The sequence below is a fragment of the Nocardiopsis sp. TSRI0078 genome (genome assembly GCF_001905145.1).
GTDB lineage: Bacteria > Actinomycetota > Actinomycetes > Streptosporangiales > Streptosporangiaceae > Nocardiopsis.
Window position 1 is genome coordinate 331,637 of sequence record NZ_LWLB01000034.1, and the last position, 24,478, is coordinate 356,114.

30 protein-coding genes are annotated in these 24,478 nt (G+C 70.6%); 20 read left to right on the top strand and 10 right to left on the bottom strand.

The features are described from left to right. Window positions 1–24: 24 nt before the first annotated feature. The 15 genes from A6A08_RS22685 to A6A08_RS22755 all read left to right on the top strand — a co-directional run bounded on the left by A6A08_RS22685 (window position 25) and on the right by A6A08_RS22755 (window position 11,587). On the top strand, window positions 25–816 hold the full coding sequence (locus tag A6A08_RS22685; RefSeq protein WP_073704642.1) for an L-threonylcarbamoyladenylate synthase: 792 nt from the start codon (window positions 25–27) through the stop codon (window positions 814–816). Window positions 817–828: 12 nt separating this feature from the next. Next, window positions 829–1,992 (top strand): MraY family glycosyltransferase, encoded by a 1,164-nt coding sequence (locus tag A6A08_RS22690; RefSeq protein WP_073704643.1) that lies wholly within the window; start codon window positions 829–831, stop codon window positions 1,990–1,992. Window positions 1,993–2,217: 225 nt separating this feature from the next. Further along, complete coding sequence (locus A6A08_RS22695) at window positions 2,218–2,664, top strand: hypothetical protein (RefSeq protein ID WP_073704644.1); 447 nt, start codon at window positions 2,218–2,220, stop codon at window positions 2,662–2,664. A 60-nt stretch (window positions 2,665–2,724) separates the two neighbouring features. Beyond that, the gene (locus A6A08_RS22700; RefSeq protein ID WP_073704645.1) at window positions 2,725–2,946 is read left to right on the top strand and encodes a hypothetical protein; all 222 of its coding nucleotides are present in this window, start codon (window positions 2,725–2,727) and stop codon (window positions 2,944–2,946) included. Window positions 2,947–3,039: 93 nt separating this feature from the next. Beyond that, window positions 3,040–3,894, top strand: a complete 855-nt coding sequence (atpB, locus tag A6A08_RS22705; protein ID WP_073704646.1) for a F0F1 ATP synthase subunit A — start codon at window positions 3,040–3,042, stop codon at window positions 3,892–3,894. 107 nt (window positions 3,895–4,001) lie between these two features. Then, complete coding sequence (gene atpE / locus A6A08_RS22710; protein WP_073704647.1) at window positions 4,002–4,220, top strand: ATP synthase F0 subunit C; 219 nt, start codon at window positions 4,002–4,004, stop codon at window positions 4,218–4,220. Window positions 4,221–4,249: 29 nt separating this feature from the next. Further along, window positions 4,250–4,798: a F0F1 ATP synthase subunit B gene (locus A6A08_RS22715; protein ID WP_073704648.1), complete on the top strand. Its 549-nt coding sequence runs from the start codon at window positions 4,250–4,252 to the stop codon at window positions 4,796–4,798. Continuing rightward, window positions 4,798–5,622, top strand: coding sequence for a F0F1 ATP synthase subunit delta (locus A6A08_RS22720; RefSeq protein ID WP_073704649.1), 825 nt, complete (start codon window positions 4,798–4,800; stop codon window positions 5,620–5,622). Before A6A08_RS22715 ends, A6A08_RS22720 begins: the two co-directional genes overlap by 1 nt. 65 nt (window positions 5,623–5,687) lie before the next feature. Next, window positions 5,688–7,331 (top strand): F0F1 ATP synthase subunit alpha, encoded by a 1,644-nt coding sequence (gene atpA, locus A6A08_RS22725; protein WP_073704650.1) that lies wholly within the window; start codon window positions 5,688–5,690, stop codon window positions 7,329–7,331. A gap of 3 nt (window positions 7,332–7,334) precedes the next feature. Beyond that, on the top strand, window positions 7,335–8,225 hold the full coding sequence (locus A6A08_RS22730; protein ID WP_073704651.1) for a F0F1 ATP synthase subunit gamma: 891 nt from the start codon (window positions 7,335–7,337) through the stop codon (window positions 8,223–8,225). Between the two features lie 5 nt (window positions 8,226–8,230). After that, on the top strand, window positions 8,231–9,673 hold the full coding sequence (atpD, locus tag A6A08_RS22735; RefSeq protein ID WP_073704652.1) for a F0F1 ATP synthase subunit beta: 1,443 nt from the start codon (window positions 8,231–8,233) through the stop codon (window positions 9,671–9,673). 87 nt (window positions 9,674–9,760) lie between these two features. Continuing rightward, window positions 9,761–10,150, top strand: a complete 390-nt coding sequence (locus A6A08_RS22740) for a F0F1 ATP synthase subunit epsilon (RefSeq protein WP_073704653.1) — start codon at window positions 9,761–9,763, stop codon at window positions 10,148–10,150. A gap of 30 nt (window positions 10,151–10,180) precedes the next feature. Then, window positions 10,181–10,663, top strand: a complete 483-nt coding sequence (locus A6A08_RS22745; RefSeq protein ID WP_073704726.1) for a DUF2550 domain-containing protein — start codon at window positions 10,181–10,183, stop codon at window positions 10,661–10,663. 50 nt (window positions 10,664–10,713) lie between these two features. Next, the gene (locus A6A08_RS22750) at window positions 10,714–11,013 is read left to right on the top strand and encodes an MTH1187 family thiamine-binding protein (RefSeq protein ID WP_073704654.1); all 300 of its coding nucleotides are present in this window, start codon (window positions 10,714–10,716) and stop codon (window positions 11,011–11,013) included. A 49-nt stretch (window positions 11,014–11,062) separates the two neighbouring features. Continuing rightward, window positions 11,063–11,587, top strand: coding sequence for a hypothetical protein (locus A6A08_RS22755; protein ID WP_073704655.1), 525 nt, complete (start codon window positions 11,063–11,065; stop codon window positions 11,585–11,587). 74 nt (window positions 11,588–11,661) lie between these two features. Here the strand turns inward: A6A08_RS22755 and A6A08_RS22760 are convergent, their stop codons facing one another. The 4 genes from A6A08_RS22760 to A6A08_RS22775 all read right to left on the bottom strand — a co-directional run bounded on the left by A6A08_RS22760 (window position 11,662) and on the right by A6A08_RS22775 (window position 13,793). Beyond that, window positions 11,662–12,108, bottom strand: a complete 447-nt coding sequence (locus A6A08_RS22760; RefSeq protein ID WP_073704656.1) for a hypothetical protein — start codon at window positions 12,106–12,108, stop codon at window positions 11,662–11,664. Window positions 12,109–12,297: 189 nt separating this feature from the next. Continuing rightward, window positions 12,298–12,894 carry a cob(I)yrinic acid a,c-diamide adenosyltransferase gene (locus tag A6A08_RS22765; RefSeq protein ID WP_073704657.1) on the bottom strand — a complete coding sequence of 199 codons (597 nt, stop codon included), beginning with the start codon at window positions 12,892–12,894 and terminating at the stop codon, window positions 12,298–12,300. A gap of 71 nt (window positions 12,895–12,965) precedes the next feature. Beyond that, the gene (locus A6A08_RS22770; RefSeq protein ID WP_073704658.1) at window positions 12,966–13,274 is read right to left on the bottom strand and encodes a hypothetical protein; all 309 of its coding nucleotides are present in this window, start codon (window positions 13,272–13,274) and stop codon (window positions 12,966–12,968) included. A gap of 90 nt (window positions 13,275–13,364) precedes the next feature. Further along, window positions 13,365–13,793 (bottom strand): Hsp20/alpha crystallin family protein, encoded by a 429-nt coding sequence (locus A6A08_RS22775; protein ID WP_073704659.1) that lies wholly within the window; start codon window positions 13,791–13,793, stop codon window positions 13,365–13,367. Window positions 13,794–13,953: 160 nt separating this feature from the next. Between A6A08_RS22775 and A6A08_RS22780 the strand changes: the two genes are divergently transcribed. After that, complete coding sequence (locus tag A6A08_RS22780; RefSeq protein WP_073704727.1) at window positions 13,954–14,247, top strand: MerR family transcriptional regulator; 294 nt, start codon at window positions 13,954–13,956, stop codon at window positions 14,245–14,247. Between the two features lie 320 nt (window positions 14,248–14,567). Here the strand turns inward: A6A08_RS22780 and A6A08_RS22785 are convergent, their stop codons facing one another. From A6A08_RS22785 to nucS, 5 genes are all read right to left on the bottom strand, one after another. Continuing rightward, on the bottom strand, window positions 14,568–16,154 hold the full coding sequence (locus A6A08_RS22785; RefSeq protein WP_073704660.1) for a M28 family peptidase: 1,587 nt from the start codon (window positions 16,152–16,154) through the stop codon (window positions 14,568–14,570). Window positions 16,155–16,406: 252 nt separating this feature from the next. Next, window positions 16,407–17,072, bottom strand: coding sequence for a DUF1707 domain-containing protein (locus tag A6A08_RS22790; protein WP_073704661.1), 666 nt, complete (start codon window positions 17,070–17,072; stop codon window positions 16,407–16,409). Between the two features lie 130 nt (window positions 17,073–17,202). Further along, the gene (locus A6A08_RS22795) at window positions 17,203–18,033 is read right to left on the bottom strand and encodes an ABC transporter permease (RefSeq protein ID WP_073704662.1); all 831 of its coding nucleotides are present in this window, start codon (window positions 18,031–18,033) and stop codon (window positions 17,203–17,205) included. Further along, window positions 18,030–18,947, bottom strand: coding sequence for an ABC transporter ATP-binding protein (locus A6A08_RS22800; protein ID WP_073704663.1), 918 nt, complete (start codon window positions 18,945–18,947; stop codon window positions 18,030–18,032). The genes A6A08_RS22795 and A6A08_RS22800 overlap by 4 nt, the downstream gene beginning before the upstream one ends. A 126-nt stretch (window positions 18,948–19,073) precedes the next feature. Next, window positions 19,074–19,751: an endonuclease NucS gene (nucS, locus tag A6A08_RS22805; protein ID WP_073704664.1), complete on the bottom strand. Its 678-nt coding sequence runs from the start codon at window positions 19,749–19,751 to the stop codon at window positions 19,074–19,076. A 216-nt stretch (window positions 19,752–19,967) separates the two neighbouring features. On the opposite strand from nucS, the gene A6A08_RS22810 reads away from it, so the two are divergent. The 4 genes from A6A08_RS22810 (at window position 19,968) to A6A08_RS22825 (ending at window position 22,939) form a co-directional block, all read left to right on the top strand. Beyond that, window positions 19,968–20,354, top strand: coding sequence for an SCO5389 family protein (locus A6A08_RS22810; protein ID WP_073704665.1), 387 nt, complete (start codon window positions 19,968–19,970; stop codon window positions 20,352–20,354). A 150-nt stretch (window positions 20,355–20,504) separates the two neighbouring features. After that, entirely contained in the window at window positions 20,505–21,719 is a 1,215-nt protein-coding gene (locus A6A08_RS22815; RefSeq protein WP_073704666.1) for a 3-hydroxybutyryl-CoA dehydrogenase, read from the top strand. Between the two features lie 113 nt (window positions 21,720–21,832). After that, the gene (locus tag A6A08_RS22820) at window positions 21,833–22,165 is read left to right on the top strand and encodes an ATP/GTP-binding protein (RefSeq protein ID WP_199867018.1); all 333 of its coding nucleotides are present in this window, start codon (window positions 21,833–21,835) and stop codon (window positions 22,163–22,165) included. A 33-nt stretch (window positions 22,166–22,198) separates the two neighbouring features. Then, on the top strand, window positions 22,199–22,939 hold the full coding sequence (locus A6A08_RS22825; protein ID WP_073704668.1) for an alpha/beta hydrolase: 741 nt from the start codon (window positions 22,199–22,201) through the stop codon (window positions 22,937–22,939). Window positions 22,940–23,105: 166 nt separating this feature from the next. Here the strand turns inward: A6A08_RS22825 and A6A08_RS22830 are convergent, their stop codons facing one another. Then, entirely contained in the window at window positions 23,106–24,389 is a 1,284-nt protein-coding gene (locus A6A08_RS22830) for a DivIVA domain-containing protein (RefSeq protein ID WP_073704669.1), read from the bottom strand. Between the last annotated feature and the right edge of the window lie 89 nt (window positions 24,390–24,478).

Below are 24,478 nucleotides of genomic sequence, written 5' to 3' on the forward strand. Positions count from 1 at the left end.
CATCCGAGAATGAGGTGAACGCAGGTGAGCCGCATCTACGACTGCGCGGACGAGACCGCCCGCAAGGACGGTATCGCCGACGCCGCGTCCGCGGTACGCCGAGGCGACCTTGTGGTCCTGCCCACGGACACCGTGTACGGCATCGGCACCGACGCCTTCAGCCCGACCGCCGTGTCCAGGCTGCTCGCCACCAAGGGCCGGGGACGCGAGATGCCCCCGCCGGTCCTGGTCGGCTCCATGCGCGCCGCCACCGCCCTCATCGACGACCTGGGCAACCACGGCCGCGACCTCATGGAGGAGTTCTGGCCCGGTCCGCTCACCCTGGTGTGCAGCGCCACCCCGAGTCTGTCCTGGGACCTGGGCGACACCAAGGGGACCGTGGGCGTGCGCATGCCGATGGACCCGATCGCCCTGGAGCTGCTCAAGGAGGTCGGGCCGATGGCGGTGAGCAGCGCCAACAAGTCCGGCCAGCCCTCCGCGACCCGCGTGGAGGAGGCCATCGAGCAGCTCGGCGACGAGGACGTGGCGGTCTACCTGGACGGCGGTGAGACCGAGTCCCGGGTCTCCTCCACCATCGTCGACCTCACCTACGCGGTCCCGCGCGTGCTGCGGGCGGGTGCCATCTCCATCGAGCAGCTGCGCTCGGTGTGCGGCACCGTCATCGGCGAGCTGCGCAGGGGCCGCACCAAGCCCAAGCCCGAGGACGCGGAGGCGGACGGGAAGGCGGAGGAGCCGGCCGAGGCGGGACCGGCCGCCACCGAGACCGAGCAGGAGACTCCCAAGGCGGGGCGCACCCCCGAGGGCGACGAGAGCTAGAGGGGCCAGGACGTGCGGGAGTACGCACTCACCTTCGTCATCGCGGCCGCGGTGACCTACCTGCTCGTTCCGCTGGTGCGCCGGTTCGCCATCGCCTTCGGCGCCACCCCGCCGGTGCGCGACCGCGACGTGCACAAGGAGCCCATCCCGCGCCTGGGAGGGCTCGCCATCTACGGCGGGTTCGCCGCCGCCCTGCTGATCTCGGCCCAGCTCCCGCACCTGCAGAACGTCTTCGTCGCCGACACGTGGATGGGACTGCTGCTGGCGGGCGGGCTGATCACGGTCATCGGCGTCATCGACGACCGGTGGGGGATGGACGCGCTGAGCAAGCTCGCCGGGCAGACCGCCGCCGCGGGCATCCTCGTCTGGCAGGGCGTGCAGCTGCTGTGGCTGCCGCTGCCCGGCACGCAGCTCTCGCTGGGGCCGTGGCTGGGCGCGATGATCTCCATCCTGCTCATCGTGGTGACCATCAACGCGGTCAACTTCGCCGACGGACTCGACGGGCTGGCGGCGGGCATCGTCGGCATCTCCGCCTTCGCGTTCTTCGCCTACTACTACGTGGTCGCGGTGGAGCAGGGCTTCGTGCGCCAGTCCTACCCGGCGATGATCGCGATCATCCTGGCCGGTACGTGCGTGGGGTTCCTCTTCCACAACTTCCATCCGGCCCGGGTGTTCATGGGCGACACCGGGGCGATGCTGCTGGGGCTGCTGCTGACCTCGATCACCATCACGGTGACCGGCCAGTTCGACGCCAACACCGCACGCGAGGAGTTCAACTCCGGCCTGGTGGTCTTCCTGCCGGTCGCGCTGCCGCTGCTGGTGATCGCCCTGCCTCTGGCCGACCTGGTGCTCGCCGTGCTGCGCCGCACGCTCGCGGGCAAGTCCCCCTTCGCCCCGGACCGGGGCCATCTTCACCACCGTCTGCTGGACATGGGCCACAGCCACATGCGGGCGGTGCTGCTGATGTACCTGTGGGCGGGCATCGTGTCCTTCGCCGCGGTGGCGCTGTCGGTGTTCAACTCCCCGGTGATCGTGCTGACGGTGACAGCCCTGGTGGCCACGTGTGCGGTCGGCCTCATCGTGCTGCCCCGGCTGCGGCGGCGCGGACTGCTGGCCCGGAAGCGCAAGGAAGGCGTTAAGACGGGACCAGGTCACGATTCGTCATCTGGTGCGTGAGCGAGGGGTCGCGTGCGGCGCCGAGTGCCCGGCGAAAGTGGCTGCTGACCTGTGGATACCATGGTGGGAGCGGATGTGGCGAAGGCTACACAAAGCCTGAAAAGCGCCTGGAGCGGGCACTTTGCGGCCCGTTAAGGTCGCGTTAAGGAACCCCCGGATTCAGCACCAAAAACCTTGTGATAGCTTTCACGAGCAGGCAACCACTGAACCCACGGAGCTTCGTTGATGCAGGAACACGACGCCCGGACTCTCCGCGGCGCCGCGCTTCCGACGGCTGTCGTCGGCGTGGTCGCGTTGATCGCAGGCTTCGCCGTCTCCGGTACCCAGGGACTCTACGGCGCGCTTTTCGGCGCGCTTCTGGTCATCGGCGCCTTCGCCGTCTCGGCCTTCGTCATCTCCTGGGCCGGCGGTCGGCGTCCCGAGCTCCTGCTCCCGGTGGCCTTCCTCGTCTACACGACGAAGTTCGCGATCCTCCTGGTCGTCCTGATCTTCTTCCGGGACACGACGGCCCTGGACAAGGACGTCTTCGGGTGGACGGCGCTCGCCTGCGTGCTCGTCTGGTTGACCGCGCAGGCCGTGGCCGTCAAGAGGAGCAAGCAGCCGACCATCGTCCCCGCGGACGAGGGCGAAGAGGACGGGAACAGGGCCGAGGACAGTGAGGCGCACCGGTGAGCCCGCGCGTACGGGTCGGTGTGCGGAGCCTGATCACCTACTGCTATCTTCCGGAGCGAGATGAACGGTCAACGGAGCGCGAAGAGCGACTCGAAGGAGTCGCCCAACGCCAACGCTGCCACACTCGTCTCGTATCTGCTGGGAGGCCTCGCCTTCTGGGGCGGCGTCGGCTGGGTCGCGGATTGGGCGCTGGGCTTTGCCGCCCTCTTCCTGCCCATCGGGCTCGGCGTGGGCCTGGTCGGCTCGATCTACCTCATCTACACCCAGCACGTCCGGTCCTGACCGAACACTCGGATGCGTCCTCCCGCGCTGAGGGTGGAGCCGCACCGACCACAACACCAAGGATTATGTTGCGTCACGACGAAAGGGATCGCCGTGGGTGCTGACGTGAACGTCGTCGCGGCGTCCGAATCAGGCTGCCATATCTTCGGCTCCGGCTGTGGTTTCGAGGCTCCGGGTGTGGGCCTCTTCTCTCCGACGCCGTGGCTCGACTTCGGGCTCCCCGGTGCCGCGGGAGTCAACAAGTACTACCTGGTCGCGGTGGTCGCGCTCGTCATCGCCGCCGCCTTCTGGTACTTCACCACGCGCAGGGCCAAGGTCGTCCCCGGCCGCGGCCAGAGCATGGCCGAACTGCTGGTGACCTTCCTGCGCGACCAGGTGACCCGGACCACCATGGGCAAGGAGGGGGACAAGTTCCTCCCCCTGATCGTGACCCTGTTCCTGTTCATCTTCTGCATGAACGTCATGGGTCTGGTCCCCGGCCTCCAACTGCCGGTGACCACCAGCCTGGCCTTCCCCGCGGTCCTGGCCCTCTTCGTCTACCTGCTGTGGAACATCGTCGGCATCCGCCGCCACGGTGTGGGCGGCCACTTCAAGGCCCGCCTGGTGCCCAGCGGCGTGCCCGCCTGGATCCTGCCCCTCGTCGTGCCGATCGAGGCGCTGTCGAACTTCATCATCCGGCCGGCCACGCACATGATCCGTCTGTTCGCGACCATGTTCGCCGGGCACCTGCTGCTCGCACTGTTCGCGGCCGCCGGCTTCTACATGTTCAACCCCCTGTCCCAGATGGGCGCGCTCTTCGGGGCCCTCTCCGTGGGGTACTCGGCCATGGCGCTGATCGGCTTCCTGGTCTTCACGGCCTTCGAGCTGTTCATCATGGCGGTCCAGGCCTACGTGTTCGTCCTCCTGACCTCCATCTACCTCGGTGAGGCCATCGAGGGAGCGCACTAGGGAAACGACCCCCCGGTCCTTCCCCACGTGCATTCACGACCCGTCCGATTCATAACGTCAGTCGGCACCAAACATGATCGCCGGCGTGTAGTAAAGGGAATATCAACATGGATCTCGCCGCCATCGAAGGTAACCTGAACAGCATCGGTTACGGCCTCGCCGCCATCGGCCCCGGCATCGGCGTCGGCCTCGTCTTCGGCCTGGGTGTCCAGGCCATCGCCCGCCAGCCCGAGGCTCGCGGCATCCTCCAGGGTCAGATGATCTTCGGCTTCGCCGTCATCGAGGCCCTGGCCATTCTCGGCTTCGTTCTCGCGTTCGCCGTTTAGTCAGACCCGGTCCATAGAACGCGAAGGGGATGCCAGCCGTGTATTTGGCAGCCGAGCAAGAAAACGTCCTGCGGATCCACTGGGACGAGTTCACCTTCGGTCTCATCGCCTTCCTCATCATCCTCGGTGTCGTCTACAAGATGTGGCCGAGGCTGACGAAGGCGCTGGACGAGCGTGCCGACCAGATCGAGGGTGGCATCGCTCGCGCTCAGAAGGCCGAGGCCGAGGCGGAGGAGACCCGCCAGCAGTACCGAGAGAAGCTCGAGGAGGCGCACCGCGAGTACGCCCAGGAGCTGGAGAAGGCCAAGGAGCAGAGGGCGGCGATCATCGCCGAGGCGCGCGAGGAGGCCCAGGTAGAGGCCCGTCGCATCGTCGAGGCGGCCCACGCCCAGATCGAGGCCGACCGCCAGCAGACCCTGGTGCAGCTGCGCAACGAGGTCGGTGCGCTCTCCGCCGAGCTGGCGAGCCGTATCGTCGGTGAGACCCTCAGCGACAGCTCCGCCCAGAACCGCGTCATCGACCGGTTCCTGGACGAGCTGGAGCAGAGCGGGAACACGCAGCAGGCTGAGGTGCGTTGATGCGTGGTGTAAGCCGCACGTCGCTGATCGAGGTGACCCGGCGCCTGGACGAGAACGTCCTGGCGTCGGCGGGCACCGCGCAGAGCGGCGCCTCGCTGGGCAAGGAGCTCTTCGAGGTCCTTGCCCTCCTCGGCAGCGAGCACTCCCTGCGCCGGTGGCTCGCCGACCAGGCGAACCCGGTGGAGAGCAAGACCACGCTGGTCGGAGAGCTGCTGGAGAACAGGGTGTCTCCGTCGGCCGTCATGGTGGCCGGCGACGTGGTCTCGGCCAAGTGGTCGACCGCGCGCGACCTCATGGACGCCCTGGAGAGGATGGCGGTCTACGCGACCGTCGCCCCGCTCCAGAGCGCCTCGGGTCTGGGCGAGCTGGAGGACGAACTGTTCCGCTTCCAGCGGATCGTCGCCTCCCAGCCCGACCTGCGCGAAGCCCTCACCCGTGACGGGGCGGCCCCCGAGCTGCGTCTCTCCCTCGTGGAGAGCCTGCTCTCGGACAAGGTCAACCCCGCGACGCTGACCCTGGTCGGCCAAGCGGTCACCCGTCCGAGGGGCCGTACGCTGGAGCAGGCGCTGGAGAACTTCGGACAGATCGTCGCCGAGCGCGCCAAGCGCTACGTCGCCGTCGTCCGCAGCGCCGTCGCCCTGAGCGAGAACCAGCAGTCCCGGCTCGGGGCCGCGCTCTCGCGCGCCTACGGCCGCGACATCCACCTGAACATCGAGGTCGCCCCCGAGGTCGTCGGTGGCCTGTCCATCCAGGTGGGTGACGAGGTCATCGACGGGACCATCGCCGGGCGTATCGCCGAGGTCCAGCGCCGCCTGGCCGGCTGAAAGAACGCAAGGCAAGCACGCACGGCGCCAGCCCGGCGCCATTTGAGAGCAAGGACAACGTAGAGATGGCGGAGCTGACGATCCGGCCGGACGAGATCCGGGACGCGCTACAGCGCTTCGTCCAGTCGTACGAGCCTGAAGCCACCCGCGCGGAAGAGGTCGGTACCGTCACCTACTCCGGTGACGGCATCGCCCGCGTCGGTGGCCTTCCCTCGGCGATGGCGAACGAGCTGCTGCAGTTCGAGGACGGCACCCTGGGCCTGGCCCAGAACCTCGAGATCGGTGAGATCGGTGTCGTCGTGCTGGGCGACTTCACCAGCATCGAGGAGGGCCAGAAGGTGCGCCGCACCGGCCAGGTCCTCTCGGTGCCGGTGGGCGACAACTTCCTCGGCCGCGTGGTGGACCCCCTGGGCAACCCCATCGACGGCAAGGGCGAGATCGAGACGACCGAGCGCCGCGACCTTGAGGCGCAGGCCGCGACCGTGATGGAGCGCCAGCCCGTCGGCGAGCCGCTCCAGACCGGTATCAAGGCGATCGACACGATGACCCCGGTCGGCCGCGGGCAGCGCCAGCTGCTCATCGGCGACCGGCAGACGGGCAAGACCGCCGTCGGCATCGACGCGATCATCAACCAGAAGGCCAACTGGGAGACGGGCGACCCCGACAAGCAGGTGCGCTGCATCTACGTCGCCATCGGCCAGAAGGGCTCGACCATCGCCGGTGTGCGTGGCGCCCTCGAAGAGGCCGGGGCGATGGAGTACACCACCATCGTCGCCTCTCCGGCGTCCGACCCGGCGGGCTTCAAGTACCTGGCCCCCTACACCGGTTCGGCCATCGGCCAGCACTGGATGTACGAGGGCAAGCACGTCCTCGTCGTCTTCGACGACCTCACCAAGCAGGCCGAGGCCTACCGTGCGGTGTCGCTGCTGCTGCGCCGCCCGCCGGGCCGTGAGGCCTACCCCGGTGACGTCTTCTACCTCCACTCCCGGCTGCTGGAGCGCTGCGCCAAGCTCTCCGACGAGCTGGGCGCGGGATCGATGACCGCCCTTCCGATCATCGAGACCAAGGCGGGCGACGTCTCGGCGTACATCCCCACCAACGTCATCTCCATCACCGACGGCCAGGTCTTCCTGGACTCGGACCTGTTCAACCAGGGCCAGCGCCCGGCCATCGACGTCGGTGTGTCGGTCTCCCGTGTCGGTGGCGCCGCGCAGACCAAGGCGACCAAGAAGGTCTCCGGCAGCCTCCGCCTGAGCCTGGCCCAGTACCGCGAGCTGGAGGCGTTCTCCGCCTTCGGATCGGACCTGGACGCCGTCTCCAAGCAGCAGCTGAGCCGCGGTGAGCGCATGATGGAGCTGCTCAAGCAGAACCAGTACTCGCCGTTCTCCATGGAGAAGACCGTCGTCTCCATCTGGGCGGGCAACACCGGCCGTCTCGACGACGTGCCCGTCGAGGACGTGCGCCGCTTCGAGGAGGACTTCCTGGACTACCTCTCCCGGGAGCACGCCGGCATCCTCGACACGATCCGCGAGAGCGGCAAGTTCGAGTCGGAGACCGAGCAGAACCTCGAGAGCGCCGTCGAGAAGTTCAAGCAGGGCTTCCAGACCTCTGCCGGAACCATGCTGGGCACCGAGGCCGAGGCCGAGGCGCTCGGTGAGGACGAGGTCGGCCAGGAGAAGGTCAAGGTCGCCAAGACCGGGAAGAAGTAGCCGATGGGTGCACAGCTTCGCGTCTATCGCCGGAGGATCCGCTCGACCAAGTCGATGGCGAAGATCACCCGTGCGATGGAACTGATCGCCACGACGCGCATCACCAAGGCGCAGCGGGCGGCGGAGGCTGCTGGGCCCTACGCGCGGGAGATCGAGCGGGCCGTCTCGGCCCTGGCCAGCAGGGTGACCGACCACCCGCTGCTGACCGAGGCCGAGAACCCGACCCGCGCGGCAGTCCTGGTCATCACCAGCGACAAGGGTCTGGCGGGTGCCTTCTCGTCCAACGTGCTCAAGGAGACGGACTCCCTGACCAAGCTCCTCCGGGAGGAGGGCAAGGAGGTCCTCACCTACATGGTGGGCCGCAAGGGCGTGGGCTTCTACAAGTTCCGCGACCGCCCGCTCGAGGCGCAGTGGGAGGGCATGACCGAGCGCCCGACCTACGCGCACGCCCAGGAGATGGGCGGGGCCCTCATGGAGAGGTTCTCCGAGGACTCCGCCGACGGCGGGGTGGACGAGATCTACGTGGTCTCGACCGAATTCGTCTCGATGCTGACCCAGAAGGCCGTCGCCACGCGCGTGCTGCCCCTGGAGACCGAGCCGACCGACGAGGTCCTGCCCCTGTACGAGTTCGAGCCGTCCGCTGAGGAGGCGTTGGACCGCCTGCTTCCGCAGTACGTCATCAACCGCATCTTCTTCGCACTCCTCGAGTCGTCGGCCTCCCAGCAGGCGTCCCGTCGTGCGGCCATGAAGGCCGCCACCGACAACGCCGAGGAACTCGCCAAGAACCTGACCCGCCTGGCCAACCAGGCGCGCCAGGCCGAGATCACCAACGAACTCAGTGAGATTGTCGGCGGTGCCGACGCGCTCGCTGCTGCCAGCGCGGGAAGTGAGTAACAAAAGTGACTGCGACTGTTGAAGGGACGGCCGGGGCTGGCACCGCCACCGGCCGGATCGCCCGGGTCACCGGCCCGGTCGTCGACGTGGAGTTCCCCGTCGGCTCCCTGCCTGCCATCTACAACGCCCTGCACACCGACGTGACGATCGGTGGCAAGACCAAGGTCATCACCCTGGAGGTCGCCCAGCACCTGGGTGACAACCTGGTGCGCGCGATCTCCCTCGCCCCTCAGGACGGCCTCGTCCGCGGCGCCGAGGTCCGCGACACCGGTGAGCCCATCAGCGTGCCCGTCGGCGACATCGTCAAGGGCCACGTGTTCAACACCCTGGGCGACTCCCTGGACGTGCCGACCTCGGAGCTGAACGTCACCGAGCGCTGGCCGATCCACCGCAAGGCCCCGGCCTTCGACCAGCTCGAGTCCAAGACCGAGATGATGGTCACGGGCATCAAGGTCATCGACCTGCTCACGCCGTACGTGCGCGGCGGGAAGATCGGCCTGTTCGGCGGCGCCGGTGTGGGCAAGACGGTGCTCATCCAGGAGATGATCACCCGTATCGCCCGCAACTTCGGTGGTGTGTCCGTGTTCGCCGGTGTCGGTGAGCGCACCCGTGAGGGTACGGACCTCTTCCTGGAGATGGACGAGATGGGGGTCCTCCCGGACACCGCGCTCGTCTTCGGCCAGATGGACGAGCCCCCGGGCACCCGTCTGCGCGTGGCCCTGTCCGCTCTGACGATGGCGGAGTACTTCCGCGACGTCCAGAAGCAGGACGTGCTGCTGTTCATCGACAACATCTTCCGTTTCACCCAGGCGGGTATGGAGGTCTCCACGCTGCTGGGCCGTATGCCCTCGGCCGTGGGCTACCAGCCCAACCTGGCGGACGAGATGGGCCAGCTGCAGGAGCGGATCACCTCGACCCGCGGCCACTCGATCACCTCGATGCAGGCGATCTACGTGCCCGCGGACGACTACACCGACCCGGCTCCGGCGACCACCTTCGCCCACCTGGACGCGACGACCGAGCTCTCCCGCCCGATCTCGCAGAAGGGCATCTACCCGGCGGTCGACCCGCTGACCTCCACCTCGCGCATCCTCGACCCGCAGTACGTGGGCGACGAGCACTACCAGGTGGCCCAGCGCGTCAAGGAGATCCTGCAGCGCAACAACGACCTGCAGGACCAGATCGCGATCCTCGGTATGGACGAGCTGTCCGAGGAGGACAAGATCGTCGTCAACCGGGCCCGCCGGATCGAGCGCTTCCTGTCGCAGAACATGTTCGTGGCCGAGAAGTTCACCGGCAACCCGGGCGTGTTCGTGCCCCTGGAGGAGACCATCGCCTCCTTCAAGGGCCTGTGCGACGGTGAGTACGACCACCTGCCCGAGCAGGCGTTCCTCGACGTCGGCAACATCGACATGGCCGTCGAGAAGGCCAAGCAGCTGCAGGGTTAGGGGTTTCTCGGGCCGGGTCGGCGCCGACGTGTAACGCGTTGGCGCCGACCCGGCCGAACCCGCCCACTAGCCGAGGAGTTTGTGGCAGTGTCGAAGAAGCTTTTCGTCGAGATCGTCTCGCCCGAACGTGAGATTTGGGCGGGCGAGGGCGACATGATCATCGCGAAGACCGTCGAGGGTGAGATCGGCATCCAGCCCGGGCACGTCCCGGTGCTGTCGCTGCTGGCCCACGACGCCGTCGTTCGTGTGCTGGGCGCGCGGGAGACCGGAGAGGTCCGGGCCGCCGCCCACGGCGGGTTCGTCTCGATCTCGGGTGATGGCCGGGTCTCCATCCTCGCCGAGACGGCCGAGCTCGCCGAGGACATCGATGTGGACCGTGCGCGCACGGCGCTGAAGAACGCGGCCGACTCCGGCGACACCGACGCCCTGGGCCGTGCGAGCAGCCGCCTGCGCGCTGCTGGCGAGGAAGTCGCCTAGCGTACCGGGACGGCGGAACGAGTAGTGGGCATGGAACGGCTGCTGCCTGGCACACCGTGGTTGGAGTCCGCGCAGTGGGTGTTCTACGTCCTGCTCCTCGCCCTCCTGGCGCTGGTACTCGCCGTCACCCTGCGCCGCTGGATCCTCGTACGGCGCGGGGGTGCGGTGGAGTGCTACCTGCGCTCCGTCGGGGTACGGGGCCGCCGGGGCTCCTGGCGTATCGGTTTCGGCCGGTACGGCACGGAGAACCTGGCCTGGTTCCCCATCTTCTCCCTCAGACCGCGGCCGACAGCGAGGCTGTCGCGCCGCGGTCTCGTCGTTGTGGGGCGGCGCGCCCCCGAGGAGGGGGAGGACCTGCCGGTCGACCTCACCGTGCTCCGGGTCGGCTGGCTCCGCGCCGACGGCTCCGACCCCCGGGAGCCGTCGTACGAGATCGCCATGAACGAGGGCACCCTGACCGGTTTCCTGTCCTGGCTGGAGTCGATGCCGCCGGGGACCCACTGGGAGGGCTGAGGCCGTGTCGGTGCTTCACGGCGGTACCCCCCCTCGCCTAGCATGGCCGCATGATCGTCGCCTTCTCCGTCTCGCCCCTCGGTGCCGGTGAGTCCGTCGCCCCCGCCGTCGCCCGTGCCGTGAAGGTGGTCCGGGAGAGCGGCCTGCCCAACGAGACCTCGGCCATGTTCACCACCGTCGAGGGTGAGTGGGACGAGGTCATGGACGTGGTCCGGCGTGCCGTGGAGGCCGCGGGGGAGGGCGCCCCCCGGGTGAGCCTCACCCTCAAGGCCGACATCCGCGAGGGCGTCACCGACGCCCTGCACGGCAAGGTCGAGGCCCTCGAACGCGAACTCGACGACCTCCAGTAGGAACGGGGCCCCTTCCGCTGGGGCCTCGGACACGGCAGGATGCGGTTCCATGCTCGCCTTCCGGCGCTCCCGGCTCCTCGGCTCCCTCGCACTCGCGCTCCTGGTCCCCCTGCTCGCCGCCTGCCTGCCGACGGGCGGCCACGTCGGCGCGGTGGCCACGGGCCACTTCACCGCCCGGCACCAGTTCCCCGTCCTGGTCGTGGCCTGGTGCGGCGACGCCGCGCCCCGGCGGATCGACCTGGTCGGCGGGGGCCAGCGGATCCACCTGACCGCCACCCGTGAGTTCGACGGGCACCGGATGGAGGTCGACCTGGCCGCCCCCGGGGACGACTGGCGGATCACCGACGACCACGGCGACCAGGTCTACCGCCTGGTCCCCCTCTCCGAGCGGGAGGAGTACGTGGTCGGGGTGGGGTCCGGGGAGGCCGGACCGGGCGAGGAGACCGAGTACGACATCGGCACGGTCGTGTTCACGACCGGGGCGCTGGCCGGCGACGAGGGCGTGTACACCAGGGCCCAGGGCGCCTCGGAGGCGGAGTTCGCCCCCCGTGAGGACTTCCCGCCCGAGTGCTGAGGCGCCGTGCGTCCTGGGTGCGGGGCGCGCCCGGCCCGCGGGAGGGGTGGCGGGCCGGGCGCGGTTCGGGGCGGTCAGCCGACCCTTGGACGGGCACGGTCGGCCGGGAGCGTGCCGGAGAAGTACTCCTTGGCGCTCTCGGAGTCGGCCAGGCTCGCCACGGTCAGGGCGAGGGCCGCCGTGACGATCTCGGGGAAGGCGCTGACCGGGGTGAACAGCAGCGCGAGGATGAGGGCGGCGTAGCCGAAGTTGACCGCGACCACCGCCGCCCGCGCGCGGGGGCGGTTCCGGGCGACCATGACGCCCAGGACGGCGGCCGCCGCACCGTACACCAGCCCGATGGCCGCGGCGGTCAGCACGGCCCAGGTGGGTACCTGGGCGCCCTCGGCGACGAAGCCGACGGTCTCCATGGCGACGGCTCCGGCGAGGGCCACCAGGCTCATGCCGATCTGGTAGAGGGCGATCAGGATCAGCAGGGCGAGGACCGCCGTGACGGCCCCCGGTCTGGCTCCGGTGGTCATGTGCGTCCCCTTCCTTGGTCGGAGATCCCTGTAACGAACCCATAACCCTGTTTTTACGGGCGACACGTCCTTTTCCGAACGTTCTTCGTCCTCGCAGGTGGGGGAGCCGAACTCGGGCCGGTGGGGGAGGGGGACACCGAGAAGGGGCCCGCCTCCGCGGAGGCGGGCCCCTTCTCGCGAGGCGGCGGGCTAGCGTTCTCCCCCCGGCTTCCAGAGGACCTCGTCACCCTCCCCGGCCACGTACCGGCCGAGGATGAACAGCAGGTCGGAGAGCCGGTTGAGGTACTGGGCGGTGAGCGGGTTGACCGTCTCGCCGTGTTCCTCGACGGCCGCCCACACGCTGCGCTCGGCCCGTCGGACCACGATCCGGGCCGTGTGCATGAGCGCCACGGTGGGGGAGCCCCCGGGCAGGATGAAGCTGCGCAGTGTGGGCAGGTCGGCGTTGTAGGCGTCGCAGTCCTCCTCCAGGCGGGCGACGTACTCGGGCCCGACCCGCAGTGGAGGAAACTCCGGATCGGGCACGATCGGCGTGGACAGGTCGGCGCCCAGGTCGAACAGCTCGTTCTGGACGCGGCCGAGCAGGGTCCGGACGTCGTCGGGCAGCTCGCCCATGGCCAGGGCGGTTCCGATGGCGGCGTTGGCCTCCTCGGTGTCGGCGTATCCGACCAGGCGCGTGTCGTTCTTGCTGGTTCGGCTCATGTCGCCGAGCGCCGTCGTACCGGCGTCGCCGGTACGCGTGTAGATCTTCGACAGCACGACCGGCTTGTCGGTGTCCCGTTTGCTCATGCCCCAACCCTAGGGGAGCGGGGCCGGCGCCCCCCGGGGCGCACGGGCGTCCCCACGGCCCGGAGGGGCGGTCAGGCGGGGACCGACAGGAACGCCCGCAGCTCCTCGGCGAGGGGCTCGTCGAGGCTCTGCGGCACACCCCGGTGGCGGGGGTCCCGGCACGCCCGGCGGAAGGTGTCGGGATCGCCGGTGAGGTTGGTGGTGGCGCGCCTGAGCTCCTCCAGGGCCAGGCGGAGGCGGTCGGGGGTGCTCCCCCAGGCGTTCTCGTAGGCCCGGAGCGCGTGGAAGAAGCGGACGCACGCCAGATGCGTCGCCTCCCCGCCGCTCTGGCGCTGGATGTGCTCGGCTACCGCACGGGTTCTGCGCAGGATGGAGGGCATCGAATCACTACTTCCTGATCGACGGGACACGGGTTCGGCCGTGTGGGGCCGCGGCAGGTCCGGGGCCCGCCCCGGACCTGCCGCGGCTGCTCAGGCGCTGATGCTCTGCGGCCGGCCCTCGCCCTGGCTGACGCTGATCTTGCGGGGCTTGGCCTGCTCGGCGACCGGGATGCGCAGTGTCAGGACACCGTCGGCGTACTCCGCCCGGATGTCGTCCGTCTGCAGCGTCTCCCCGAGGAACAGCTGCCGGGAGAAGGTGCCGGTGGGCCGCTCGGCGACCACCACCGATTCGCGGTCGCGCACGGTGTCGGGCCGCTCGGCGGTCACGGTCAGCACGTTGCGCTCGACCTCCAGGTCGATGGAGTCGGCGCGTACCCCGGGCAGGTCGAAGCAGACGATGAAGACGTCCCCGTCGCGGTAGGCGTCGATGGGCATCGTGGCCGGTCGGCCGGCGGAGCCCAGGATCCGCTCGGTGAGGCGGTCGATGTCGCGGAAGGGGTCGGTGCGCATCAGCATCATGGATACCTCCTCTGCTCGTACCACAAAACCTGATGCGAGGTGACGCAAGTTTTATACCTCATGCTTGAGGAGATAAACAACAGTGTCGGATAAAGGTTTCGTCAGCCGGGGGCGCACACGGCCGCGGCCGCGCGACATGCGCAGAGGAGGGATGCCGCTCATGGCGAAAACCCGGTCGGGTTCCGCGCGGGGCCTCTACACGATCTCCGTGGCGGCGGAGTTGGCGGGCATCGCGCCGCAGAGTCTGCGCTCCTACGAGGAGCGGGGGCTGGTCGCGCCGGCGCGTACGGACGGCGGCACACGGATGTACAGCGATGACGACATCGCCCGGCTGCGTCGGGTGGCCGAGCTGGCGGCCCAGGGCGTGAACCTCGCCGGGATCGGCCGGATCCTGGAGCTGGAGGAGGAGAACACCCGCCTGCGCGGTGATCCTCCGGAGGTCGGGAGGGAGTGAGGGCGGGGCCCGTCCCCAGGCGTTGCGGAGGGTGTGCTGCGGGGCATGGGACCGGCGTGACGGCCATGGCCGAGGATGATTGTTCTGTAGCAGGGGGTGAAAGTGATGCAGCTCACTGATACATTAAGGGTTCAGGGGGCTACGCAAAGTAGTTTCCGGCGGTGTTCGCACACGGACTTCCGAGTGGGCAGAGGGGGCCACCCGGGCGGTCGTGGAGGGGGAGACACCGCAAGGGGCGGGCGGCGTGGAACCGGGGGGTTCACGCCGCCCGCCCCGCCCTCAGGGCCGTGCGGTCGGTCTCGCGCGGGAGAAGGCGCGGACTACATGCGCCAGGCGTCGCCCACCTGGGGGAACTCGGTCCTGGCCGCGGAGTAGCGCAGCACACCGTTCACCGGCAGGGTGCTCTCGGCGAAGAACTCCACGCCGTGCGCACCGGCGGCCGACAGGTCGGCCACCGAGTCCCAGTTGATCTTGTCCAGGGTGTCCTCGGCGGTGTGGTAGTACGGGTCGAACTGCTCGCCCGCGGTACCGCCGTACCACTCGACCTGCTCCTCGGTCTTGACCCCGTCGGCGCCGCTGAACAGGCCGCCGGACGGGATGCCCGCCTCCATGAACGCCTGGTAGTCGCTGCGCCCGCTCAGCACGCCGGGCTCGCTGACCTGGTCCTGGGAGGCGAAGTAGTCCTCGAAGACCTTCGAGATCGCGCCGGAACCGGAGGGCGCCTGGACGGACCCGGGCAGCTCCATCCGGCCGTCCAGGACGAACCGGGCGTAGTTGTGCGAGCCGATCATGTCGAAGTTGAGGTAGAGGGCGAGGTCGTCGACCTGCTCCGCGGACAGGTCCTCCACGTAGCGGGTGGAGCCGACCAGACCCTCCTCCTCGGTGCCCCAGAAGGCGAAGCGGACCTTGTTCTCCGGGTCCGCCTGCTTCGCCAGCTGGATGGCGGTCTCCAGCACGAACGCCGAGCCGCTGCCGTTGTCGTTGATGCCGGGGCCCTCCGCGACGCTGTCGAGGTGGCCGCCCACCATGACCACGTTGTCCTCCCGGCCGCCCGGGGTCTCGGCGAGGACGCTGAAGGAGGTCTCGTTGCTGACCGAGGCGTCCACCTTCACCCGCAGCTCCAGGCCCTCGGCGGCCAGCAGGTCGGCGCCCACCGCCCCGGAGACCCCCACCGCGGGGATGTCGGAGAGCTCGCTCACGGTGCCGAGGAAGGCCTCGTCGGCGCTGTTGACCACCAGGGCGGCCGAGGCCCCCGCGTCGGCGGCGTTTTGGACCTTGTCCGCGAACGGGCAGCTGCCGCGCATGGTGATCGCGATGGCGCCCTCGGGGAAGTCCGCGAAGTCGTCGGCGGAGCAGGCGCTCGCGGTGCTGTCGGGGCTGACGGCCACGGCGGGGGCGGTCACGTCGCCCGCGCCGGAGTAGCTCATGGTCACGTAGTCGGTGTCGGACTCGTAGACGACCTCCTCCGGCGCCGTCTGGGCCAGGACCGAGGGGGACTGCTCCCGCCAGAGCTCGTACTCGTACTCGTGCCGGTAGGGCTCGTACCCGGCGCGCTCCAGCTGGTCCTCGATGTACAGGGCGGCGACGTCGTAGCCCGGGGTGTTCGTGGCCCGGTTGCCTCCGTTGTACTCGGCGATGGTGTCGAGGTTCTCCAGGTGCTCCCGGATGGCCTCGGCGGTCACCCGCTCCGACAGGGGCAGATCCTTGCCGGGCTTGCCGGGCTTGGCGGGCTTGCCCGCGTGCTCGGGGGCGCGGGAGTGGTCCGGCGGTCCGGGCTCGGCGTGCGCCGGGGAGGCCGCCAGGGTGCCGACGGCCATCAGGACGGCGGCGGCGCCGGCAGTGGCGGCGCGGCGCCGGAAGGCCGGGGCCGCCGCGCGCGGCGAGGCCCCTTCATGTGTGGGACGCAACGATCTTCCTCCGAAAGTACGGGGGGTCCACCGCTCCGCGGTGTTGGGGGATGAACACCTCGAGTAGGCGAAGTACCGCTGCAGCCTGACATCAGAAGGGTTCCGACGGCAAGGACCAGTGGCCACAATTGCCACAATCAGCCACAGACCTTACGTATGGGAAGCCACTGTGGTTCGATGGACGGCTCCGACAGAGCAGAACGTCTCACGGCGCGCCCGCTGGACGCGCTCCGGCGGGGCGGGAGGCCGCCCCTACTCCTCGATTCCGTCCTGGTGCTTGCGCGGCTTGTACTCGACGCCCACCCCGCCCATCACGGCGAGGCCACGGATGTGCACGACCGGCGCGTCCGGGTCCACCACGCTGGGAGTGTTCTCGGAGATGCCGAAGCCGCCCATGAGCGGCAACCCGTGTACCCGCACCTGCACGTCGTCGGGCACGATGACGCCCACCCCGCCCATGACGGTGCAGACCCAGATGGTGGTCTCGCGCTGGGTGAACCGGGCCTCGCGCAGGTCCAGCTCGATCCCGCCCATCACCGCGAAGGAGACGAAGGTCCCGGGCACGACCCAGCTGCCCGAGCGGTCGGCGCCGCCCAGCAGGGCGATCGCGCTCTGGCTGGTGGGCTGCTGGTTCACGATCCGTCCGCCGCCGTAGACCGGGCGGGGCGAGCGGAAGTCGGTGGGCGCGACGGAGGCGGTGGAGCCGTTCTCCGCGGGGAGGTCCTCGGTGAGGGGGACGAGCTCGCCGATGGTCTTGGCCCGGTAGACGGCGTCCAGGCGTTCGCTGTGCTCGTCCGGGTCCAGCCTCCCCTCGGCGAGGGCCTCGCGCAGCCGGTGCGCGACGGAGTCACGGTCGGCGTCGGAGGCGCGCATCCGACCGTGCTCGGGGGGATTCACTTCGCTCATCGGTTCCACCATATGCCCATTCTTCCGCCCGGTGCGGTGCGCCACATCCGGACGATCCCTGAAACGGCCCTGAACTCCGGGGCGGGAACCCCGGGTGCGGGAGCCCCGGGGGAGGGGCCGGGGAGCCGGTCCGCGCGTCGGCTCACCCGTCCTTGCCCGCCTTCCACCGGAACGTCAGGAGTACCAGCGCCAGGCCCACCACGCACCACACGCCGAGCGCGAGCGCCACCGAGGGCGGGTTCCACGCCCCGCCGGGTTCGAGGGCGGCCGCGCCGGCGGGGAGGAACGCGGCGCGCAGGCCCTGCGCCATCCACAGCAGCGGGAAGAGCGAGGCGGCGTCGACCACCCACCCGGGCAGGACCGCGACGGGCACGAAGATCCCCGACGTGAACCGCAGGACGAGGAACGGCGCGATCACGATGCCGGAGGCGGAGCGGGAATCGCGGACCAGGGAACTGACCGCGATCCCCAGCAGGGAGCAGGAGGCGGTGCCGAGGAGGAGTACCCACCCGAGCGTCGCCCAGGCGGCCGGGTCGGCGGGCAGCCGCGCGCCGAAGGCCAGGCGGGCCACGCCCAGCAGCAGGGCCACCTGGCCCAGGGCCAGGAACATCACCAGCACCGTCTTGCCCACGAAGTAGGCGGTCGGCGGCATCGGGGTGCCGCGCAGGCGGCGCAGGCCGCCGGTGTCGCGCTCCTGGGCGATGGACAGGCCCAGGTTCTGGAAGCTGACCGACATCAGGCCCATCGCGATCAGGCCGGGGAGGTAGTGGTCCACGGCGGACGTGCCCGCGAACACGCCGTCGAGGAGCGAGGAGAGCATGGCGAGGACCAGCGCGGGGAGGGAGAAGGTGAGGATCACGCTCTTCCACGCGTGGGCGAACTCGCGGATCTCCAGCAGGCCCCGGGACAGCCCGACGCGCAGTGCCCCGGGCGGTCGGTCGGCCGGGGAGGGGCCTTCCGCGCGGATGCTCACGCGGTGACCTCCGTTCCGGCACGGCGTCCGCCGGGGGCGTCGGGGAGACCGGGTCCACCGCCGCGTTCGCGGCCCGCCTCGCCGATCAGGTCCAGGTAGACCTCCTCCAGCGTGGGGCGGTGCACGCTCAGTTCCGGTACCTCGCCGGAGAACAGGGTGGCCAGCTCGCCCACCAGCCGTGTGGGCTCGTCGGTGCGGACCTCGCGGCGCCGCCCGTCCGCGCTCCAGCCGACGGTCGCCCGGGCCGAGGCCCGCCCGCCCAGGGTGGAGGGGGTTCCCAGGGCGCGGACCCTGCCGCGCGCGAGCACGCACACGCGGTCGGCGAGCGCCTCGGCCTCCTCCAGGTGGTGGGTGGTCAGGACGACGGTGGCGCCGCCCCGGGCCAGGCCGCCGACCAGCGACCAGAAGTCGCGCCGGGCCCGGGGGTCGAACCCGGTGGTGGGCTCGTCCAGGAACAGCAGCTCGGGCCGGCCGACGATGCCGAGGGCCACGTCCAGGCGGCGGCGCTGGCCGCCGGACAGGGAGGCGACCCGCGCGCCGGCCCTCTCGCCGAGGCCGACCATGCCGACCACGGCGTCGGGGTCGCGGGGCCGGGGGTAGTAGCCCGCGAAGTGGCGGACCACCGCGCGCACGGTCAGCCGCGGGGTCAGGGCCTCGCACTGCCAGACCACGCCGATGCGGGAGCGCCACCGGCGCCCGGCCGTGCCGGGGTCCTCGCCCAGCACCCGGACGGTGCCGCCGTCGCGGTGCCGGAAGCCCTCCAGGATCTCGACGGTGGTGGCCTTGCCCGCGCCGTTGGGGCCGAGGAGGGAGAGGACCTCGCCGCGCGCAACGGTCAGGTCGACACCGGCGACGGCCTCGTCGTCGCCGTACCTCTTGCGGAGCCCCGCCACCTCGATCGCCGTCTCGCTCATGGCACCGGCCCTCCCGCGACGGCGTCCGTCCGGGCATCGGCCGCCGGGATGCGTCCGCCTCTCCGCCCGGAGGACCCGGCCCCGACGGAAGTAGGGGGTGCGGGCGGGCCGCGCAGGGGCGGGGCCTCAGAACAGGCGCAGGACGTCCGGCTCGATACCGCGCAGTTCGTCGTAGTCCAGCACCACGCAGGCGATGCCGCGGTCCTCGGCGAGGACGCGGGCCTGCGGCTTGATCTCCTGGGCGGCGAACACGCCGCGCACCGGTGCCAGCTGCGGGTCCCGGTTGAGCAGCTCCAGGTAGCGGGTGAGCTGTTCGACGCCGTCGATGTCCCCGCGCCGCTTGAGCTCCACCGCCACGGTGGCGTTCTCGCCGTCCCGGCACAGGATGTCGACCGGGCCGATCGCCGTCGGGTACTCGCGGCGGATGAGGGTGTAGCCCTCGCCGAGGGTGGTGATGTGCTCGGCCAGGAGCTCCTGGAGGTGGGCCTCGACGCCGTCCTTCTGCAGGCCGGGGTCCTTGCCCAGCTCGTGCGAGGAGTCGTGCATGACCTCCTCGACGGTCAGCACCAGCTTCTCACCGGACTTGCCGTGCGTGACCGTCCACACGTCGGGGCCGTCCTCGGCGGTCTCCTCGCGCAGCTTGCAGGGCGGGTTCATCCAGTTCAGCGGCTTGAACGCCCGGTCGTCGGCGTGGATGGACACACTCCCGTCGGCCTTGATCAGGATCAGGCGGGGAGCCATGGGCAGGTGGGCGGTGAGACGGCCGACGTAGTCGACGCTGCACCGAGCGATGACGAGACGCACGAGAGGCCACGTTACCGCCTCCGGGCGGTGTACGGGGCGCGGTCCGCGTAACCCCCGCGCACCCAGTCGGCAATGACAACCGTATCCACATCCGTGTACCCCCGAGGGAAGGCAGTTGTGTCCTTCACGCCCCGTGACTGGGTGCCGACGGACCTCTAACGTCGCCAGAGGACAGGCGCGGACGAACCGCTCTGTCGTAACGACGAAGGGACATCCATGTCGCTGACGGTCTCATCGGACCTGTTGGAGAAGGCGCAGCGCGGCCCGGTCGACGACGCCGACTTCATCGCCTGCATCAAGGACTCCCTGCCCTACGCCTGGGAGGTGGTCAGCGGTCTGGCCGACGGCGCCCGCAGCGCCGAGTCCGGCTTCGAGGCCAACGAGGTGCCCCCGCCCGGTGAGAAGGAGAGGGGCCAGCTGCTGCGCCTGCTCGCCAGCGACGCCATGCGCGGCGCGGTGGAGCGGCACTTCGGCCTGCGCCTGGCCTTCCAGAACTGCCACCGCGTGGCGCTGTTCGCGCCCGGCGCGGAGGCCGCCCACGCGGAGTTCACCTCCCCGAGGGCCCAGCTGCTGAACCAGTCCCCCGAGCTCGTGGACTGCTGAGGGCGGCGGCTCTCCGACGAGGGCGAAGGGCGGGACCGCCGCGCCGGGGCGCGGTGCGGCGGTCCCGCCGACGGTGCGTCAGCGGCACCGAGTGTCCCGCCGGGGCATCCCGTGCGCGGTCGGGGACGCGGGGGCCCGTACTCTGGGCGTATGGTGCAGGAATTTGACAAGGTCGGTGTCGTTGGACTCGGCGCGATGGGCGCGGGTATCGCTGAGGTGTTCGCACGCGCGGGGTTCAACGTCATCGGGGTCGAGATCGACCAGGCCGCCGTCGACCGCGGCCGCGCCCACGTGGACAAGTCCCTCTCACGGGCGGTCAGCAAGGGCAAGCTCACCGAAGAGGAACGCACCGGGATCGACGCCCGGCTGACGTTCACCACCTCGCGCGAGGACCTCGCCGACGCGGACTTCGTCGTGGAGGCCGTCCCCGAGCGGATGGACATCAAGAAGGACGTCTTCAGCGACCTGGACCGGATCTGCCCGCCCGGCACGATCCTGGCCACCAACACGTCGTCGCTGTCGGTCACCGAGATCGCCGCGCTCACCGGCCGTCCGGACAAGGTCGTGGGTCTGCACTTCTTCAACCCGGCCCCGGTCATGAAGCTGGTCGAGGTCATCACCACGGTCTCCACCAGCGACGAGACCGTCGACCTGGTCTCGGAGGTCGCCAAGCGCATCGGCAAGACCCCCGTGACGGCCGGCGACCGTGCCGGGTTCGTGGCCAACGCCCTGCTGGTGCCCTACATCAACGACGCGGTCCGCCTCTACGAGCGCGGGGTCGCCACCCGCGAGGAGATCGACGCCGCCGCCCAGAAGGCGGCCGGTCTGCCCATGGGCCCGCTGACCCTCGCCGACCTGGTCGGCCTGGACGTCTGCCTGGCCGTCATGGACGTGCTGTGGGAGGAGTACCGCGACCCGCGCTACGCCGCCTCGCCGCTGATGCGCCGCATGGTCGCCGCGGGCCGTCTGGGCCGCAAGTCCGGCCAGGGCTTCTACGCGGGCGCCGACGAGGAGCCCGAGCCCCGGCCCACGGGACGCTACGCGGAGATGGTCCGTGAGGAGGAGACCCTGGACCTGGGCGAGATGCTCCTCGCCCCGCAGATCGACGACGCCATGCGCATGATCGGCGACGGGTACGCCTCCGCCAAGGACGTCGACACCGCCATGAGGTTCGGCTGCGGCTACCCCAAGGGCCCGACCGAGCTCCTGGAGGAGCGCGGCGCCGAGTCCGTGGTCACCACCCTGGTCGCGATGGGCGAGTACAGCCTGACCACCGTCTCGGTGCCCGCACCGCTGCTGATGGACCGGCTGCCCGACACCGAGGAGGGCGGGGGGCACGGCGGCGGCTGCGCCTGCCAGGGGTAGACGGCGCTCGCTTCGGGGCTCGGCTTCGCCGCCTGCCCCGTGAGCTCCACCCGTCACGGCCGCCGTCACATGTGTGGCGGCGGCCACTGCCGCTCCTCTTCTACCCTGGGGGTGTGAGCCCGCGCCGTAACTCCCCCCGCCGCAAGTCCGGCCGGGGCCGTAACGCCCCCGGTCGTGCCCCCGACGACGAGGACTCCCTCGTGCTGCGCATCACGGGAGGACAGCGCCGCGAGACGGGTCCCGACGGGGAGTGGGTGACGCGCCGTATCCCGGGCGCCTCGGCCACCAAGGTCTACCGCTGTCCCGGCTGCGCCCAGGAGATCCCCGTGGGCATGGCCCACGTCGTGGCCTGGCGCCCCTACGGCGACGGCGGCGACCGGCGCCACTGGCACTCCTCCTGCTGGGACAGGCGCTCCCACCGCGCTCCCCGACTCCCCCGATACTGAGCCCACGGTCACCGAACCCGGACACGAGGAGCCATGGAGATCCGAGCCACCACGGTGCTGCCCGCCGTGCGACGACCCATCACCCTGCACACCGCCGACGGCCTGGAGCTGGTCGGCGAGCTGGCCCTGCCGGAGGGACGCGACCCGAAGGCCACCCTGGTGTGCCTGCACCCGCTGCCCACCGCCGAGGGCATGATGGACAGCCACGTCCTGCGCAAGGCCTCGTTCCGGCTGCCCGCGCTGGCCGACGTCGCGGTGCTGCGCTTCAACACCCGCGGTACCAGTTCGCGGCACGGCACCAGCCAGGGCGAGTTCGGCGGGGGTGAGACCGAGAAGCACGACGTCCTCGCCGCCATCGAGTTCACCGAGTTCGAGGGTCTGCCCGACCCCTGGCTGCTGGGCTGGTCCTTCGGTACCGAGCTGGCCCTCAAGTGGGGCGCCGACCCGCAGGTCAAGGGCGCCCTGCTGCTGTCCCCGCCGCTGCACCGCGCCGACGAGTCGGACATGAGGGCGTGGGCCGATTCGGGCAAGCCCGTGGTCGCCCTGGTGCCCGAGCACGACGACTACCTGCGCCCCGACGAGGCCAGGGAGCGGTTCGGCCCGCTCACCCAGTGCGAGATCATCGGGGTGGAGGGCGCCAAGCACCTGTGGGTGGGCGAGCCCTACGTGCGCCGCGTGCTGGACGAGATCGTCAAGCGGGTCAACCCCGAGGCCCACCCGCTGCCCGTCGAGTGGGACGGCCCGTACGAGAGGGACACGCAGACCCTCCGGTGACGCGCTTCCCAGCGCTCCGGGCCTTCCGGCGCCCGTTGCCCCTCCTCCGCCCTGACCGGAAGCGGGCGGCACCGGACCGGCACGGCGAGGGCCCGCCCCTCCCCGCGAAGGGAGGGGCGGGCCCCCGTGCGTGAGCGTGCGTCAGCCCCCGGGGGGGGACGGGACGCTACTCCTGCCACCAGTCCTCGTCGTCGGTGCCCTTGCCGGAGTGCGCGGGCTGCTTGGTCTCCTCGGCGGCCGGCGCGGACTCCTGCTGGATCGCGGCCGGGGACGGGGCCGCCGGGGCCGCGGGCGCCGCCGGAGCGGGGCCGCCGCCGCCGAGCAGCTGGCGCAGCTGCTGCAGGTGCGACTGGATGCTGTCGCGCTGGCGGTTGAGCTCGTCGACCTCCTTGCGGGCGGCCGTCATGATCCGGTTGGCCTCGGCCTTGGCGTCGCTGAGCTGGTGGTCGGCCTTGGACTTGGCCTCGGCCTCGATCTGGGAGGCGTTCTTCTTGGCGTTGCCGACCAGCTGCTTGGCGTGGTTCTCGGCGTCGCGGCGGGTCTGCTCGGCCTGCTGGCTCGCCTTGGTGGCGCGCTGCTCGGCGCTGGCGGCCCGCTCCTCGGCCTCGTTGACCATCTTCTGCGTGGCGGCCTGGGCGGCGGCGAGGCGCTCGGCGTCCTGGCGCTCGGCCTCGGCGCGGCGGTCGGCCAGCTGCAGCTCGAACTGGTCCTCGGCCTCGGTGCGGCGGGCCTCGGACTCGGCGTAGGCGCGCTCGGCGTTCTTGCGCAGCTCCTCGGCCTGGCTCTTGGCGGCCTGGATGGTCTCGTCGCGCTCGCGCTTGGCGGCGGCGCGGGCCTGGGCGCACTCGCGCTCGGTGGTGGTGCGCAGCTTGGCGATCTCACCCTCGAAGGTGGCGCGCTTCTCCGCGATCTCGTGGTCGACCGCCGAGCGCTTCTTCTGCACCTCGCGCTCGGTGGTGGAGGTCAGCTCGTCGGCCTCGCGGCGGGCGGTGGTGGTGATCTCCTCCGCCTCCGACTCCGCGGTCTGGCGGGCCTCGTCGGCCTCGCGCTGGGCGAGGGTGCGGACCTCGGTGGCCTCGGACTCGGCGGCCGCGCGCATCTCGGCGGCCTCGATCTGGGCGGCGGAGCGGATGTCGTTGGCGTCGACCTGCGCGCTCTGGACCAGTTCGTTGGCCTGCTCCTCGGCCAGGCGCAGCAGTTCCTCGATACGCGAGCCCAGGCCGGAGTAGGAGGGGCGCTCGCGCTCCTGGAGCTGGCGGGTCTTGGCGGCCAGCTCGGACTTGAGCTTCTCGGCCTCCTTGGCGGCCTGCTTCACCTCCTGGCGCAGGCTGGCCGCGTAGTCGTCCACTTGGGTGCGGTCATAGCCACGCAGCACCACGTCGAATTCGTGCGGTGTGTTGTCTTCGTCGAAGATGTTGTTGAGCTGGGTGTCAATGTTGTTTGACGGCATGTGGCGGAATCCTGAACGGGTGCGAGACGGCTACTTGCAAACGGCCGGGGGCGGCGAGGAGGGCGGCTGCGTCGTCCCCGGGGGACAGG

What these genes read in the sequence shown, in the direction of transcription:
- A6A08_RS22695 (WP_073704644.1), top strand. Translation starts at nt 2,218, where the DNA reads ATGCAGGAACACGACGCCCGGACTCTCCGCGGCGCCGCGCTTCCGACG.
- A6A08_RS22700 (WP_073704645.1), top strand. Translation starts at nt 2,725, where the DNA reads ATGAACGGTCAACGGAGCGCGAAGAGCGACTCGAAGGAGTCGCCCAAC.
- atpE (WP_073704647.1), top strand. Translation starts at nt 4,002, where the DNA reads ATGGATCTCGCCGCCATCGAAGGTAACCTGAACAGCATCGGTTACGGC.
- A6A08_RS22715 (WP_073704648.1), top strand. Translation starts at nt 4,250, where the DNA reads ATGCCAGCCGTGTATTTGGCAGCCGAGCAAGAAAACGTCCTGCGGATC.
- A6A08_RS22720 (WP_073704649.1), top strand. Translation starts at nt 4,798, where the DNA reads ATGCGTGGTGTAAGCCGCACGTCGCTGATCGAGGTGACCCGGCGCCTG.
- atpA (WP_073704650.1), top strand. Translation starts at nt 5,688, where the DNA reads ATGGCGGAGCTGACGATCCGGCCGGACGAGATCCGGGACGCGCTACAG.
- A6A08_RS22730 (WP_073704651.1), top strand. Translation starts at nt 7,335, where the DNA reads ATGGGTGCACAGCTTCGCGTCTATCGCCGGAGGATCCGCTCGACCAAG.
- A6A08_RS22745 (WP_073704726.1), top strand. Translation starts at nt 10,181, where the DNA reads ATGGAACGGCTGCTGCCTGGCACACCGTGGTTGGAGTCCGCGCAGTGG.
- A6A08_RS22750 (WP_073704654.1), top strand. Translation starts at nt 10,714, where the DNA reads ATGATCGTCGCCTTCTCCGTCTCGCCCCTCGGTGCCGGTGAGTCCGTC.
- A6A08_RS22755 (WP_073704655.1), top strand. Translation starts at nt 11,063, where the DNA reads ATGCTCGCCTTCCGGCGCTCCCGGCTCCTCGGCTCCCTCGCACTCGCG.
- A6A08_RS22760 (WP_073704656.1), bottom strand. Translation starts at nt 12,108, where the DNA reads ATGACCACCGGAGCCAGACCGGGGGCCGTCACGGCGGTCCTCGCCCTG.
- A6A08_RS22765 (WP_073704657.1), bottom strand. Translation starts at nt 12,894, where the DNA reads ATGAGCAAACGGGACACCGACAAGCCGGTCGTGCTGTCGAAGATCTAC.
- A6A08_RS22770 (WP_073704658.1), bottom strand. Translation starts at nt 13,274, where the DNA reads ATGCCCTCCATCCTGCGCAGAACCCGTGCGGTAGCCGAGCACATCCAG.
- A6A08_RS22775 (WP_073704659.1), bottom strand. Translation starts at nt 13,793, where the DNA reads ATGATGCTGATGCGCACCGACCCCTTCCGCGACATCGACCGCCTCACC.
- A6A08_RS22780 (WP_073704727.1), top strand. Translation starts at nt 13,954, where the DNA reads ATGGCGAAAACCCGGTCGGGTTCCGCGCGGGGCCTCTACACGATCTCC.
- A6A08_RS22790 (WP_073704661.1), bottom strand. Translation starts at nt 17,072, where the DNA reads ATGGTGGAACCGATGAGCGAAGTGAATCCCCCCGAGCACGGTCGGATG.
- A6A08_RS22800 (WP_073704663.1), bottom strand. Translation starts at nt 18,947, where the DNA reads ATGAGCGAGACGGCGATCGAGGTGGCGGGGCTCCGCAAGAGGTACGGC.
- A6A08_RS22810 (WP_073704665.1), top strand. Translation starts at nt 19,968, where the DNA reads ATGTCGCTGACGGTCTCATCGGACCTGTTGGAGAAGGCGCAGCGCGGC.
- A6A08_RS22815 (WP_073704666.1), top strand. Translation starts at nt 20,505, where the DNA reads ATGGTGCAGGAATTTGACAAGGTCGGTGTCGTTGGACTCGGCGCGATG.
- A6A08_RS22825 (WP_073704668.1), top strand. Translation starts at nt 22,199, where the DNA reads ATGGAGATCCGAGCCACCACGGTGCTGCCCGCCGTGCGACGACCCATC.
- A6A08_RS22830 (WP_073704669.1), bottom strand. Translation starts at nt 24,389, where the DNA reads ATGCCGTCAAACAACATTGACACCCAGCTCAACAACATCTTCGACGAA.